General features: G+C 60.7%; 12 protein-coding genes and 1 pseudogene. 4 read left to right on the top strand and 9 right to left on the bottom strand.

Annotated elements, in window-relative coordinates:
- Positions 1-5: 5 nt before the first annotated feature.
- From VFL62_RS24205 to VFL62_RS24175, 7 genes are all read right to left on the bottom strand, one after another.
- Positions 6-617, bottom strand: coding sequence for a hypothetical protein (locus VFL62_RS24205; RefSeq protein WP_325174918.1), 612 nt, complete (start codon positions 615-617; stop codon positions 6-8).
- Entirely contained in the window at positions 614-1,462 is an 849-nt protein-coding gene (locus VFL62_RS24200; RefSeq protein WP_325174917.1) for an ABC transporter permease, read from the bottom strand. Before VFL62_RS24200 ends, VFL62_RS24205 begins: the two co-directional genes overlap by 4 nt.
- On the bottom strand, positions 1,459-2,235 hold the full coding sequence (locus VFL62_RS24195; RefSeq protein ID WP_414644833.1) for an ABC transporter ATP-binding protein: 777 nt from the start codon (positions 2,233-2,235) through the stop codon (positions 1,459-1,461). Before VFL62_RS24195 ends, VFL62_RS24200 begins: the two co-directional genes overlap by 4 nt.
- Before the next feature lie 32 nt (positions 2,236-2,267).
- A complete protein-coding gene (locus VFL62_RS24190; RefSeq protein WP_325174915.1) occupies positions 2,268-3,236 on the bottom strand; it encodes a YVTN family beta-propeller repeat protein in 969 nt (322 codons plus the stop codon).
- A 14-nt stretch (positions 3,237-3,250) separates the two neighbouring features.
- Complete coding sequence (locus VFL62_RS24185) at positions 3,251-4,432, bottom strand: ABC transporter substrate-binding protein (RefSeq protein ID WP_325174914.1); 1,182 nt, start codon at positions 4,430-4,432, stop codon at positions 3,251-3,253.
- A 288-nt stretch (positions 4,433-4,720) separates the two neighbouring features.
- A complete protein-coding gene (gene fghA / locus VFL62_RS24180) occupies positions 4,721-5,566 on the bottom strand; it encodes an S-formylglutathione hydrolase (RefSeq protein WP_325174913.1) in 846 nt (281 codons plus the stop codon).
- Between the two features lie 31 nt (positions 5,567-5,597).
- The gene (locus VFL62_RS24175; RefSeq protein ID WP_325174912.1) at positions 5,598-6,218 is read right to left on the bottom strand and encodes a response regulator transcription factor; all 621 of its coding nucleotides are present in this window, start codon (positions 6,216-6,218) and stop codon (positions 5,598-5,600) included.
- 171 nt (positions 6,219-6,389) lie between these two features.
- Between VFL62_RS24175 and VFL62_RS24170 the strand changes: the two genes are divergently transcribed.
- Together VFL62_RS24170 and VFL62_RS24165 are read left to right on the top strand one after the other, a co-directional pair.
- Complete coding sequence (locus VFL62_RS24170; RefSeq protein WP_325174911.1) at positions 6,390-7,754, top strand: sensor histidine kinase; 1,365 nt, start codon at positions 6,390-6,392, stop codon at positions 7,752-7,754.
- 120 nt (positions 7,755-7,874) lie between these two features.
- Positions 7,875-10,331, top strand: coding sequence for a TonB-dependent receptor (locus tag VFL62_RS24165; protein WP_325174910.1), 2,457 nt, complete (start codon positions 7,875-7,877; stop codon positions 10,329-10,331).
- Between the two features lie 24 nt (positions 10,332-10,355).
- Here VFL62_RS24165 and VFL62_RS24160 read toward each other — a convergent pair whose 3' ends face one another.
- Positions 10,356-11,702 (bottom strand): PLP-dependent aminotransferase family protein, encoded by a 1,347-nt coding sequence (locus VFL62_RS24160; protein ID WP_325174909.1) that lies wholly within the window; start codon positions 11,700-11,702, stop codon positions 10,356-10,358.
- Between the two features lie 93 nt (positions 11,703-11,795).
- On the bottom strand, positions 11,796-12,386 hold the full coding sequence (locus tag VFL62_RS24155; protein WP_325174908.1) for an NAD(P)H-dependent oxidoreductase: 591 nt from the start codon (positions 12,384-12,386) through the stop codon (positions 11,796-11,798).
- A 256-nt stretch (positions 12,387-12,642) separates the two neighbouring features.
- On the opposite strand from VFL62_RS24155, the gene VFL62_RS24150 reads away from it, so the two are divergent.
- A complete protein-coding gene (locus VFL62_RS24150) occupies positions 12,643-13,437 on the top strand; it encodes an FkbM family methyltransferase (RefSeq protein ID WP_325174946.1) in 795 nt (264 codons plus the stop codon).
- Between the two features lie 27 nt (positions 13,438-13,464).
- Positions 13,465-14,045 (top strand): annotated as a pseudogene (locus VFL62_RS24145) (hypothetical protein); the annotation flags it as partial.

Genomic DNA, 14,045 nt, shown 5'->3' with positions numbered 1-14,045 from the left:
GAGAGCTATTCGATTTCCTGTTGAATGGTGCGGCCAAGCGCAAACAGCCGCTGGTCGATCGCGGTAGGCACTTCGCAGACGAATTTAACCACCCGCCGCCGGTCCTCGAATATCCGCGTCTCCCATACCAGCGTGTTGCCGAGCTCATCGACCTTGGCTTGATCGCGCGGCGTAGCATCCTGAAGCGCCTGCAACGCGATCGTGTCGGCACGGACCTTCTCTGCTGCCTCGCGCTGCTTGCGCGTGACCCGCTCAAGCCCGCTCATAACCGACGCGCGTTCGGCATTGAGCCGTTCGAACAGACCGGCAAAGATCAGTTTTCCCGCCGCCACCTTGTCCGTTCCGGGCGTCGCCAGGAACTCTGTTATGGCCTTTTGCGCGTCCTCAATGGCGAGTTTTCGCGCGGCTGTCTTTTCCACCAGTGCGCTGACTTTGGGATCGTTCTTCCAGTTCTGCTCGGCGTCGTCGAGCGACGGCCCCGCCCAAACCGCGGCGAGCGAGATTTCAGGAACCTTCGCCTGTGCGCATGGCCAGTCGGGATAGCGCGGATCGGCGGCCGCGCTAAATCGTGTCGAGGCGGCAAATAAAAGCAGCACGAGCCCAATCCGCGAAATCATGTCTCTCCTCCCGCGGGGCCCCGCCGGGCCAGCCCGCGCGACGGATCATAGGCGAAAATGGCGCCGACCATGAAGACTATGGTGCATCCGCCGACGACCGCCAGCGATATCCAGTTCATCTGCCCGTAAAGGGCAAAACGGATCAATTCAACGGCATGGGTGAAGGGGTTGAACTGGCAGACATAGTAGAGCATCGGACTGCCTTCCTGAACCCGCCAGAGCGGATACAGCGCGGACGAAGCAAAGAACATCGGAAAGATCACGAAGTTCATAACGCCTGCGAAATTCTCGAGCTGTTTGATTCCCGAAGAAATTAGCATGCCGAGCGAACCGAGCATCAAACCGGAGAGGATCAAGGCTGGCAACACGGTGAGATAGCCAAGTGGGAGCGGCGTGATGTCCCAGAACCAGGCGATCAACAGGAACGCATAAACCTGGAGCAGCGAAACCGCAGTGCCTGCGAGCAATTTGCAAAACAGCAGATAACCGCGCGGTAATGGGCTCACCAGCAAAGTGCGCATGTTGCCCATTTCGCGGTCGTAGACCATCGACAACGAGGATTGCATGCCGTTGAAGAGCTGGATCATCGCCATCAGACCCGGCGCAATATAGACCTCATAGAGGATGTAGGTCTCGTAGGGCGGGATGATCGAGATGCCCAGCACCTGCCGGAATCCGGCGGCAAAGATGAACAGCCAGACCAGCGGCCGGACCAGCGCCGAAATGAATCTCTCGCGTTGATGCAGGAAGCGCAGCGCCTCACGCCAGACGATGCCGTTGAGGCAAGTGGCGTATTCGGCGAGAGAAAAGCCGCGACGGGATCGATCGAAAGTGGCAGAGCTCATGGTGCGAGGCTCCCCGACTGAAGGCCGGTCAGGCGCATGAAAGCCGAGTTGATGTCATGCGCGCCAGCTCGCGCCAGAACCTCCGCGGCCGCACCGCAGGCAAGGACCCGGCCCTGATGCAGGACGACCAGATTGTCGTCCGAGATGATTTCGTCAAACAGGTGAGTGGCCCACAAGACACTGATGCCTTGCGCGGCCACCAGCTGACGCACATGGCCGAGGATATCGGCGCGCGCCTTGACGTCGAGACCAACGGTTGCCTCATCCAGCAAGAGCAGCCGTGGCCGATGCAACAAGGCACGCGCGATTTCAAGCCGGCGCATCTGCCCGCCCGAGAGGTCGCGGACCTTGCTGCCGGCACGATCGGCCAGTCCAATCCGCGCCAGCACTTCGTCACTTCTTGCGCGGGCATCGCGCCGTCCAATGCCATGCAGGGCGGCGTGATAGAGCAGGTTTTGCGCCACCGAGAGATCAAGATCCAGCGTGCGCGGTTGGAACACAACGCCCATCAGCCGCAAGGCCTCACCTGGGGCCTGTCCGATGTCGCGACCGAAGATGCCGATGTGCCCCGCTTGGATTCCGAACAGCCGTGTGATGAGAGAAAACAGCGTGCTTTTTCCAGCGCCGTTGAGCCCGAGCAAGGCGGTGAAACTCGCAGGCGGCACGTCGAAGCTGACGTCGGCCAACGCACGCCTGGTGCCGTAGGAGTGGCTGACGCCTGAGATCGAGAGCGCCGGCGTCGCCGCGGCTTCAGGCTGGGCCGAATCGTTCAATGGCCGAGTCTCGCTGTATATGTTGGTGGCTGTCATGGCGATATCGTCACGCCCCATGGCAACTCGCCGACCTGGATGGTCTTGATAACTTTTTGCGCGGCGACATCGATCACCGAAACATCGTTGGAGACGCCGTTGGTGACGAGGAGATATTTCTCGTCCGGCGTGAAGGCCATATGCCAGACGCGCTGGCCGACCAGAAGATATTTGATCACCGCATGGGTGCTTGCATCGACCACGGCGATCCGATTGGCGGGGCCGAGCGCCACGAACGCCGTCTTGTCGTCTTTGGTGATACCTATTCCCACCGCCTGAATAGCTTCGCTCCGCAAGCCCGGAATGTTGAAGGTGACCTTGCCGGTGACCACGTGCTTGACGGGATCGATGATCGAAACCGTGCCACCGATTTCCGACGAAACCCACAGCTCGGATCCGTCGTGCTTGAACTCGGCAAAACGCGGACGCGAGTCGACGAGCACATTGGCGACCACCTGGCGCGTCGTGGTGTCGATGAAATGCGCCATATTGGTCGTCTCGGACGTGTTGATCAGGATCTTGCCATCCGGACTGACCGTCATGCCTTCCGGCTCGACCCCGACCTGAATGTCGCCGAGCCGGGTTCGCTTCTGAAGGTCGATGACGGTGACGGTGTTGTCGTTTTCATTCGCGACATAAAGTACTTTGCCGGCCGCATCCTGGGTGAACAGTTCGGGATCAGGGCCAGAGGGCAGGGTGTCCACGACCTGCATGGTCTTAGCATCGATCATCTGGATCGTGTCGTCGTCGCCGACGGCGACCATCACGAACTTGCCGTCGCGGGTGAATTCGATACCTCTCGGCCGCTGGCCGACCTTGATGGTCGCCTTAACGGCCCACTTGTCTGTGTCGATGACGGAAACCGTATTGCCCTTTTCGTTGGAGACGAAGGCGGTGTAGGCGCGTGCAGGGTTCGCCGGAGCCAGACAGGCGAGCGATAAGCACAACACCCAACGACGCCACATCGATGCGCTCTCCGTCATTGCAGCTTGCATTTGGTTTCGGGACGATCGACACCGAGCGTGTCGAGCTCTGACACCTGATGCAGGAAGCCTTCCTGCGGCGATACTGACACGACCATACGGCCGTCGGCGAGCAGGATCGGCTGGCGAAGTTGCAAATTCCAGTCCCGCAAGGTCAAACGCTGCCCCTTGAAGGCGGCAACGGAAAAGTCTTTGCCTTTGATAAATTGGAAGACGACTTTCGGATCACCGGAGTCTGTGCGCGAGACGGCTTCGCCGATCATGCGGGTGGCCGTCCAGGCTTGCATATCGAGCGCGGTCATATGCCGCGAATTGAGCTTCAGGAAGCGGTTCTGGATCTGGATGGCGCCCCATTGGTCGTGCGCGGCATCCCAACTGGTCGGGACAAGCCCTGCAGAGCCGGCGACCGGACGAGGGTCCCAGGTTCGGTACGGCAAATAAGCCGCAAAAACTTCGCTTTCGTCGGCCGCGACCAGCACGTCATACGCTGGGGCCTGTTGGGTGAATACCGGCATCTGGCGCTGGATCAGCGTGACGCCGCTATCGGTGCGACGGGCACCGCCAGTGTCCTCGAAGGTTCGCTCCTGCACGATCTTGGCGCCGAAGCGGGACGCCGAGCGGCGCAGCGCGTCCGCGTAAAGCTTGTCGTTCTCGTGCGAACCGACTACCAGCAGCCAGCGCTTCCACTGCTTCCAGACGAGATATTGCGCCAGCGCGTCCGCGAGCATTGAACGGCTGGGGCCGACATGGACCACGTTGGCGCGGCAATCCTGCTCGCGCAAACGATCGTCGATCGAGCCCGCGTCGAACAATACCGTGCCGCGCGCGCGCAGTGCGTCTGCGACTTTCAAAACCTCATCGGCCGGCAGATCCAGCACGATATAGCCGTCGTGTTCAGCCAGTTGGCTAGCGGCGGCCGCGACATCTTCACCTTCCTTGAGGCGGACCTCGGTCAGGGTAAAATGCTGGTTGAGGAACTTGCCGGTGGTGTTGTTGTCCTCAATCGCCAGAAGCGCGCCGGCAACCCCGTCATTCGCGGCAGGCTGCGCGACCAACGACAAGGTCGGTTTGACGCCGGCATGGCGCAGGTAACCGACCCCGATCTCGAGCGGATCGGCCGCCAATGCTTGCGTTGCCATGAGGCTCAGGCCGATTGCGCCAATCCATGCGCGGATCATGGCGTCTCCCTTGCGGTTCTCCTCGAACGGGAGAATTCTTGTCTCGAACCAAGACCAGATTGTCCTGGCTTGCAAGCCTACTTTTGTTATCGGATCGGCACAGACGATCCAGGTCACGATGATGCGAAGCGTGCTGTTTTCATGCTGATATCTACGGCGCCGCGTCGCCGCAGCAAGTGCCGAGATGCGCGGTAACACCGACGAGTCCGGACGCGCGCCAGCGCCATCTCATCTGGAAACGACTGCTTGCTCCCAACTATGGCGCGCCGCAGAGGCCAGCAGCAGCCGTCAGGCCCCCAGCCGCTGCGCGTGCCAGCGCAGGTGATCGGCCATGAAGGTCGAGATGAAATAGTAGCTGTGATCGTAGCCGCTCTGCCGGCGCAAGGTGAGGGGGATACCCGCCTTCTCACATGCCGTCTTAAGCAATTCGGGACGAAGCTGCTGGGTCAGGAACTGGTCGGCATCGCCATAGTCGACCAGGAACTCGCGGAATTTGGCGCCATCCTCGATCAAGGCGACCGCATCGTGCTTGCGCCACTTGCTTTTGTCCTCACCGAGGTATCCGCCGAGCGCCTTGATGCCCCAGGGAACCTGAGAGGGAGCGACGATCGGCGCGAAAGCACTGGCCGCGCGGTAACGGCCGGGATGACGCAACGCGACGGTCAGCGCGCCGTGTCCGCCCATTGAATGTCCCATGATCGATTGGCGGCCGGTATCGATCGGAAAATGTTCGGCGACGATCTTGGGTAATTCTTCGGTCACATAGCTCCACATCCGGTAATTGACGGAAAAGGGTGCTTCCGTGGCATCGACATAGAACCCTGCTCCAAGTCCGAAATCGTAGGAATTGGCGGGATCGCCGGGCACACCCTGGCCGCGCGGACTTGTATCGGGCGCAACGAAGACGAGCCCGTGTTGGGCGCATGCGCTGCGAAATTCGCCTTTCTCGGTGACGTTGGCGTGAGTGCAGGTCAATCCCGACAGGTACCAGACCACGGCGAGCTTCGCGCCCACGCGATGCTCGGGCACATAAACCGAGAAGGTCATGTCGGTCGTGGTCTGATCGCTCGCGTGCTTGTACACGCCCTGAGTGCCGCCATAAGATCGGTTAAGCGAAATCGTCTGCAGCGCCATCTTGCGCCTCCACCATCGAATAGTTCTGTTCTTAGCTCACGCCACTTTCGATGGCAAAGCGCACCAACTCAGCCGACGTCCGCAGGCCAAGCTTCTGGCGGATGATCGCCGAAGTGTTCGCGACGGTCTTGTAGGGCGAGTGGACCAGCCAGGCGATCTCGGACAGGCTCTTGCCTGTGCTGAGCAGCCTCAGAATTTCCATCTCGCGCGCATTAAGCCTGGATAGCGGATTCCGGGCCACGGTCGGGCCGGCAAAGGCCACGCTTCGCGCCAAGGCGGATGGAAGATACGTGCCGCCCTTTCCCACCTCGCGGATCGCCTCGACCAGATCCTGGGGATCGCCGGTCTTGGAAACAAAGCCTTTGGCGCCGACCTCGATCGCACGCGCCACATAGACCGGATCGTCGTTCATGCTGAACATGATGATCCGGGCTTGAGGGTCCTTCGCCAGTACACGGCGCGCCAATTCAAATCCCGACACCGTCGGCAGATTGATGTCGATCAGAACGATGTCGGGCTGTTGGGCAAGGAAGAGCTGCTCAGCGCTTTCCGCATCGGATGCCTCAAGGAGGTCGATCTCGGGCTCATCGGCGAGCACGGTGCGGCAGCCGGAAGCAACGATCGGGTGATCATCAGCGATCAGAATCCGCATGCATCTCGCCTCGCGCGGTCCGCCTTGTTGTTGCACCGCATCGTATGATGGCGAAAATTCAATCAACCATGCAACTTCGGCAACAATACGATAGGCTTCGATTAGACAGAGGCCTCCCCGGCCTGTCAACGCTGCTGATGAGGAGTTGGAATCGGCGCAATGAGGGTCGTCATGTGGCAGAGATTATCGTTGCGTTCCCGCATCAATGTGCTTCTGGCGCTGGTGCTGACGTTGGGACTGGCCGCAAATGTTGCTCGCCTGGTATTCGAGGCCGGTCCTCGCGTCCAGGCCGAAGACCAAAGCGTGACGCGGCTGGCGCGCGAATTTGTCGAAACCATTGTCGCGGGATTGAACGAAACGGCTGACCCGGAAGTCCGCTTGACCCAGATCGTCGGCGATCTCAAGCGGCTGCGCCACGTCAGCATTACGCAGCAGACGGAGGAGACGGCTGGAGCCTTCGCCGACGACAGCGCCGACGGCGACGAAGCGCGCGGGGTGCCGGCGTGGTTTGCCGCGCTGATCCATCCCGAGCGTACGTCCGTCAGTGTCCCGATTTCGGTCCGCGGCAAAGCCAGCGCGCTCGTTATTACCTCTATTCCAAACGACGAGATCGCGGAGATTTGGGACGGGATCGTGACCCAGATCGAAGTTGGGTCCGCGGTCGCATTGGCGCTTTTTGTCATCACGATGATCGTCATCGGCAGGGCGCTGGCGCCGCTGGATGCGCTTGCGCGAGCCATGAAGAAGATCGAAGCCGGTTCCTACGACGTGCAGATCGAGCCGAGCGGCGCGCCCGAATTTGCAGCGATTTGCACCAGGCTCAATCACCTGGCAGCGACACTGGGCACGGCGGTCGAGGAGAAGCGTCAGCTGGCCGAGCGCGCCGTATCGCTGCAGGATCTGGAGCGCGAGGAGATTGCTCGGGAATTGCACGATGAATTTGGTCCATATTTGTTTGCCCTGCGGGTGCACGCTGGCGCGCTGATGCGCCTCGCGAAGGAGCCGACGCCAGACCCCGATGGCGTGCGGAAACATGGCAGCGCCATTTTGGAACAAGTGCACGAATTGCAGCAATTCACGCGGCGGATTCTGGAGCGGCTGCGGCCGGTCGGTCTCGCCGAGCTGGGGCTGCGGGAAGCCTTAGGCGCGCTGCAGCGCCTCTGGAACGACTCCAATCCGCAGATTGCGATCGAGACAACCATCTCGCCCGCGCTGGGCGAAACCGGCGAAACGGCGGAACTGACGATCTATCGCGTGGTGCAGGAAGCGTTGACCAATGTATTCCGTCATGCCCGCGCTACGGCCGTCAACGTCAGTATCGAGCCCGCGGAACGCCCCATGGGACCGCACGGCGTTCGGGACTACGCGCTGGTTCGCGTGCGTGACAACGGCCGTGGACTGAAGGCCGACCAGAAGTTCGGTCTGGGTCTGACCGGCATGCGGGAGCGTATCCTGGCCCTGGGGGGTACCTTGACGGTGGCTTCGGGTGAGGGCGGTGTCACGATCGAGGCGATGGTTCCGACGCAAGCGTTGTAAAACCGCGTCGGGAATATTCCCGAACGCCTCGGGACCTTTTGCGGCTGGCGCGCTATAGCCTCGACATTAGTATTGCGAATCCGAACCGGTGCGGAAAGGCTGGGACGGGTTGGGGGCTGGATGCGCGCTCGGGTATTGGTTCTTGCTTCGCTGTCGGCGGCCGTGGTGGCGGAAAGCGTCCTCGCCGCGCAGGACAGCGGCAGCTACACCACGGAACTGCCGCCCGTCGAAATCAATCCGCCAGAGCATCCAAACAAGCCTGTGCCGCGGCGCCGACCCGCCGCGTCGACCGCCCCCACCATCTCGAGCGGAGCGCGTTCAGGGACGGGCGGCCATTCAACGGCTATCACGCGGGTTCGTGTCTTTCCAACGACACCGGCGAGCACGCCGGGGACTGCGCTCGACGCCGACAAGGTTCCGTCCAGCATTAACTTCGTAAATACACCGGAAATCGAGCGGACCAATTCGCTCAACGTGATGGACGCGCTCCAGCAGAGCGTGGCTGGCGTCAATATCAGCAATGTCGCTGGAAACGAATTTCAGTCGAACATCGAATTTCGCGGCTTCGTCGCGTCCCCTGTCTCCGGAACGCCGCAAGGATTGGCCGTCTATCAAAATGGCGTCCGCATCAACGAAGCCTTCGGAGACACGGTCAATTGGGACCTGATTCCAACCTTGGCGATCAAGTCGATCGCGGTCGTGACCAACAATCCGACCTATGGGCTGAACGCGCTCGGCGGCGCTGTCGCGATCCAGATGAAAAACGGCTTCAACTATCACGGCACGGAGGTCGATATCATGGGCGGCTCGTTCGGCCGCATCCAGGGCGCGGCGCAGTGGGGCCAGCAATACGGCAATTGGGCGGTCTATGGCGCGCTGGAGGGCGTGCACGACGACGGATATCGCCGTTTCGGGACGTCGGATGTGCGTCGGTTCTACGGCGACGTCGGTTACCGATATGACGGCAACGAAATCCACCTCAACGTCGGCGCGGCCCAGAACAATTTCGGCGCCAATGCGACGACCCCTATCGAACTCCTGCAGCAATATTGGGGCGCGATCTATACCTCGCCGCAAACTACGCAAAACCAGGTCGGCTACCTGAACCTGACCGGAAAGTTCGAGGTCACGCCCACATGGACCATCGACGCGATCGGCCATTATCGCGCTTTCAATCAGCATACAGTCGACGGCAATCCGACGGGAACGCAGGCCTGCGATCCTCCTAACCAGACGCTACTCTGTTTTGGCAATGGCAGCACGCCTGCCAACGGACTCAACGGGCAACAGCTTGCCAATCCGTTCCCGGCCGGTGCGACACTTGGAGAGATCGACCGGACCACCACCAACACCAATACCGGCGGTTTCTCGCTGCAGGCCACAAACACCGACCAGCTATTCGGTCACGAAAACCGCTTTGTCGTCGGCACCAGCTTCGATGCCAGCGTCACGCATTTTGGCGCTACCGCGGAGCTTGGAACGATCGGGAACGATCTGGTCGTCAGCGGCGGCGGCATCTTTCTCGGCCAGTCCGGCGTTCCGGTCTCGGACGGACCGGTCTCGCTACGAACGACCAACCAATATACCGGGCTCTACGCGCTCGATACCTTCGATGTCACCAAAGCCTTCTCGGTCACCGCCGGAGGACGCTTCAACGATGCGCGCATTTCCTTGCAGGACCAGATCGGCACGGCTCTCAACGGCAATGAAGTCTACCAGCGCTTCAATCCGATCATCGGGGCGACCTACAAGATCACGTCGGGGCTGACCGCCTATGCCGGCTACTCGGAGGCCAACCGTGCCCCGACGCCGCTCGAACTCGGCTGCGCCAATCCCAATCAGCCCTGCATCATCGCAACATTTCTGGTCTCCGACCCGCCGCTGAAACAGGTTGTGTCTCGTACCTTTGAGGCGGGCTTCCGCGGCACCCACGATTTCAGTTTCGCAACGCTCGACTGGAAGGTCGGCGGCTTTCGCGCCACCAACACCGACGACATTCTTGCAATTCCCAGTCCGGTCTTGCAGGGCTTCGGCTTTTTCCAAAACGTCGGCGATACGCGCCGGCAGGGCGTCGAGGCGGAAGCCAGCCTGAAATCGGCCAAGTGGCAGGCTCGCGCCAGCTATGCTTTTATCGACGCGCGCTTTCTCGACTCGCTGCGGCTCCAATCGAACAGCCCGTTCGCCGATAGCAACGGCGACATTCAGGTCTCGCCAGGCAACATCGTTCCGACGATTCCGCGCCATCGGATCAAGGCAAGTTTCGACTATTCGGTCACCGACGACTTCAAGATCGGCGGCGACGCACTATTCGTGAGCAGCCAGTACTTCTTCGGTGACGAATCGAACCAGGCGCCGCAACTGCCTTCTTATGCTGTGTTCAGCGCGCACGCCTCTTACCAGCTAGACAAGAACTACCAGCTATTCGGTCGAATCGATAACCTCTTCGACAATCGCTATGCGACCTACGCGACCTTCTTCGATACCAACGCCGTCCCAAGCGCGAACTTCACCGATCCGCGCTCACTCGCGCCGGCGCGGCCTCGGGCTTTCTACGCCGGTCTGAAAGCGACGTTCTGAAGCAAGTGCCCCCTGCGTCCCCGGTCATTCCGTCGTATCAAAATCATGCTCGCTGGCGTTGAGCATCGCCACGATAGTGCGAAGCCCGGCATCCAGTTGAGCCATCGAAGGCGCTGCCAGCGCCAGCCTTACGGCGTTCGGTGCATGGCCAGGAGAGGCGGCAAAGGTGGTCGAGGGCGTCAACGCAATGTCGCGCCTGGCTGCGACTGCGACAAAGGTCTGCGAGCGCCAGTGCGCCGGCAACGTCAACCAGAGATGATAGCATTTTTCGTTGGTCTGGATTTCGAAACCCGCGAGGCGTTCGATCGCAAGCTTCTGACGTGCGCACGCATCGATCCGCTTTAATCTTGTAAGCTCGGCAACGGTGCCGTCGCTCATCATCCGCTGCGCGGCCGCGAATGCATATCCCGAGGCGGTCCATCCGCCCGAACGCACCGACGCCATCATGCTTTCGCGCAATCGGTCTGGCGTCACGATGAAGCCCAACGTCAGGCCCGGTGCGACTTTCTTGGAAAGACTGTCAACGACAATACAGCGATCCGGCGCGAGCGTCGCGAGCGGCGGCTCGTCGTCGAGGAAGCCATAGACGTTATCCTCGATGACCGGGAGGTTGAGTTTTTCGACGACGCGCAACAGATCGGCCCGGCGCGCCGGGCTCATCGTCATGCCGAGCGGATTGTGCATCGCCGGCTGAACGTAGATGGCCGAGAGTTGCGCCTCGCGGTGCGCTTTTTGTACCGAGTCGGGCCGCACGCCGCCTTCGTCCATCGCCAGCGGCACGAGCGAGATGCCGAGCCGCGCGGCAATGCCCTTGATGAAAGGATAAGTCAAAGCCTCCACGCCACAGCGGCCGCCGGTGGGTACGACCGCGGCGAGGGCGGCCGCAATGCTCTGCCGCCCGTTACCGGTGAACACCAGTTGGTCAGGGCCGGGAGACCAGGAGCCTTGAGACAAATACGCGGCTGCGGCGTTTCGAACCGCCGGCGTCCCGACGCTGGTTGCCTGCCGCAGGGCGGCATCAAGCGCGGAAGGCTTCTCGAGGCCATCCAGGCTTTTTGCGACCAGCGCTCCGGTCTGATCGGGGAGAATCGGGTAGTTGAACTCGAAGTCGATCCGGACGCCGCGCGGCTCGTTCGGTGCCGCAACACCCCGTCTGGCATCGCCGGAGATAAAGGTGCCCCTTCCGACTTCGCCCACGACCAGTCCGCGCCGCAATAACTCAGCGTAGACGCGGCTCGCTGTCGAAACCGCGATCTTGCGCTCATAGGCGAAGTTGCGTTGGGGAGGCAGGCGGTCGCCCGGCTTGAGCGTACCGTCGGAAATTTCTCCGGCAATCGCATCCGCCAGTCGTAAATATTCGGATTTCGACATGATTGTACCGGGGATGAGGGCCTAGTTGCTCCGATCATTATCGGAACATTGCACCGACATCAATCCAATTGTACCGAGTAGCTCGAAAGAGCGTCAGTACGGCGGGGGCTTTCGTTGTCGCTGGGCCTTTGCAGCCTCGATCCACCACAGCAGGTCGTCCACGAACCGCGGGTATGCATCCGTCAGCGCCTTGCCTCCCGGGCCGACAGGCGCACCTTCGGCCGTGAGCGCGCCCGAGATCTGGCCGACCGCAATGGTGCTGGAGATCACGACCATGCCCATCTCCGAGAGGATGCCGTGCCAGGCGGTCGCGGCGCGTGCGCCGGAAAATCGCCCGGCGGAATAGCTCGCGATTGCGGCCGGACGCCAGAACCACTCTTCGAGGAAATGGTCGGTTAGGTTCTTCAGGCCCGGCTGAATTCCCCAATTGTACTCGCCGGTGACAAAGACAAAGCCATCGGCATCGCGAATTTGACCGGCGAGACGTTCGAGTGCATCGGGCGCCTGTCCCCGCGGATATTCCTTATACATCCGATCGAGCATCGGCAGATCGACGGCTTTCGCATCGATCAGCTCGACCTCCGCGCCGCGTTCACGCAACCGGCTGACAAGAAAATCCGCAAGCCTGATGCCCATTCGGTCGGAACGATAAGATCCGTAGAAGACGAGGATGCGATAGCTCATGGGCGGGTTCCGATCGAGCGAAGAGTGAATGTATCGCCTTGGCACGCGCAAGAAGAGCACCATTCTTGAGCCGCTCGCAACTTGGGCGACACGAGAAGAGTTACTCTGGATTCATGATCTAGGAACAATGGAGGTCGCGGCGCGTTCGGTACGTGCCGCAACGCACAATCGCGCGGGTGGACGCCACGACAGGCGGCAAATCGGGGCAATTCGCCCTTTATTTTGATGGACCTACTTGAGGGAGGACTCCGTGCGGATGGTTCCTTGGCGGCTGAAGTGGACGCTGGCCCAATTTGCGCAACTTGCCGAATATCGCAAGCATTCAGCCGTTTTGCGGTCGGCCCCCGCCTTTTATCTGACCGCGCTGAACAAGCTCGTTCCCGGCCTTTCGCCCGAGATGAAATATCTTGCGCTGACGGATGGTCACGTCATTCCAGTGCAAGATTTCATGACCCTTTACATCTACAAGGAGATTTTCATCGATCGCTGTTACGACCTGAACTTTGATCTGGCCGCGCCGGTCATCCTCGACGTCGGCGCCAATAGCGGCCTGTTCGCGCTGAGGATCAAACAACTCTATCCATCGGCAAAGATCGCGTGCTTTGAACCATTTCCGCCGAACTTCGCGCAGCTTCAGAACACAATCGCCGTCAACGGGCTTGAAGGGGTCCTTCCGCTCCAGAAAGCGGTCGGTGCGCGCCCAGGACGTGCCAAACTCTTCATCCACAGACGCAACATGGGCGGTCACAGCTTCTATGCTGGCGAAGCGCTGAACACCGATCATGTCGACGTGGAGGTTATCGATCTGCCGACGATCCTTGGTGGACTTCGCGGCGAGGTGGATCTGCTGAAGCTCGATTGCGAGGGAGCGGAATTCGATATCCTGATGGGCCTTGCAGAGGTGGACGCGCGCAAGATTCGCCGGATCATCGTCGAAACCACGTCGGACTTATACGACGTCGACGAGCTCAATCGACAAATGACCTCGCTCGGCTATCGCCATCAGCCGCAGAACGGCTTGTCGCTTTACACCCGTCCTCTGAATGCCTAGGTCCGCTGATTTCGGAGCGCCATCCCCGTGAAACTCGTCTGGCACGCCGACAATCTGTTGGAGGTCGACTGGCTGCGGATGGTCCTTGGCGATCTGATCGAAGAAGAATGCACCGATCTTGATTTGACGTGCTTCGATGATGATTGCATTCATGTCGTCAGCAGCAATTGGCTGCCGCTGCCCGCATACGAGGATTACTTTCGCGAGTGCCGGGCGCGATGCCGTCGCCTGGTGCTATTCCATACCAGCGACGAGTGGTTCTCGGGCGGCTATGCACTGTACCGCCATTTCGATGCGGTCATCCGGAATTTCGCAACAACTCTCGCAAGACACGAAGGCATCTGGACCGTGCCGGAGGGATACGCGAACGGCACGCGAACCGGACTCCCGCCGCGTCCTGTTGCCGAACGGCAATACGTCTGGTCCTTTACTGGCGAGATCAAGGCTTCTCGCGTCAACATGGCCGCGGCGCTGGCGCCGTTGGAGCCGAATTTCCTCACCGGCACCACATCCATATACAAGGATGGCGGTAAGAAGCTCAGCAAGTCCGAGTTCGACGACGTTCTTGAGAACACGATCTTTTCGCCATGCCCGATGGGCAACGTTAT

This window comes from Bradyrhizobium sp. (assembly GCF_035701725.1).
Classification (GTDB): domain Bacteria; phylum Pseudomonadota; class Alphaproteobacteria; order Rhizobiales; family Xanthobacteraceae; genus Bradyrhizobium.
Note: the sequence above shows the minus strand (reverse complement) of the source record. Positions and strands in the feature narration are given on the sequence as shown.

Bases quoted from the DNA above. Each gene is read 5' to 3' on its own strand.
- VFL62_RS24185 (WP_325174914.1), bottom strand. From the start codon at position 4,432: ATGATCCGCGCATGGATTGGCGCAATCGGCCTGAGCCTCATGGCAACG.
- VFL62_RS24155 (WP_325174908.1), bottom strand. From the start codon at position 12,386: ATGAGCTATCGCATCCTCGTCTTCTACGGATCTTATCGTTCCGACCGA.
- VFL62_RS24200 (WP_325174917.1), bottom strand. From the start codon at position 1,462: ATGAGCTCTGCCACTTTCGATCGATCCCGTCGCGGCTTTTCTCTCGCC.
- VFL62_RS24190 (WP_325174915.1), bottom strand. From the start codon at position 3,236: ATGTGGCGTCGTTGGGTGTTGTGCTTATCGCTCGCCTGTCTGGCTCCG.
- VFL62_RS24170 (WP_325174911.1), top strand. From the start codon at position 6,390: ATGTGGCAGAGATTATCGTTGCGTTCCCGCATCAATGTGCTTCTGGCG.
- VFL62_RS24160 (WP_325174909.1), bottom strand. From the start codon at position 11,702: ATGTCGAAATCCGAATATTTACGACTGGCGGATGCGATTGCCGGAGAA.
- VFL62_RS24205 (WP_325174918.1), bottom strand. From the start codon at position 617: ATGATTTCGCGGATTGGGCTCGTGCTGCTTTTATTTGCCGCCTCGACA.
- VFL62_RS24175 (WP_325174912.1), bottom strand. From the start codon at position 6,218: ATGCGGATTCTGATCGCTGATGATCACCCGATCGTTGCTTCCGGCTGC.
- VFL62_RS24150 (WP_325174946.1), top strand. From the start codon at position 12,643: ATGGTTCCTTGGCGGCTGAAGTGGACGCTGGCCCAATTTGCGCAACTT.
- VFL62_RS24165 (WP_325174910.1), top strand. From the start codon at position 7,875: ATGCGCGCTCGGGTATTGGTTCTTGCTTCGCTGTCGGCGGCCGTGGTG.
- fghA (WP_325174913.1), bottom strand. From the start codon at position 5,566: ATGGCGCTGCAGACGATTTCGCTTAACCGATCTTATGGCGGCACTCAG.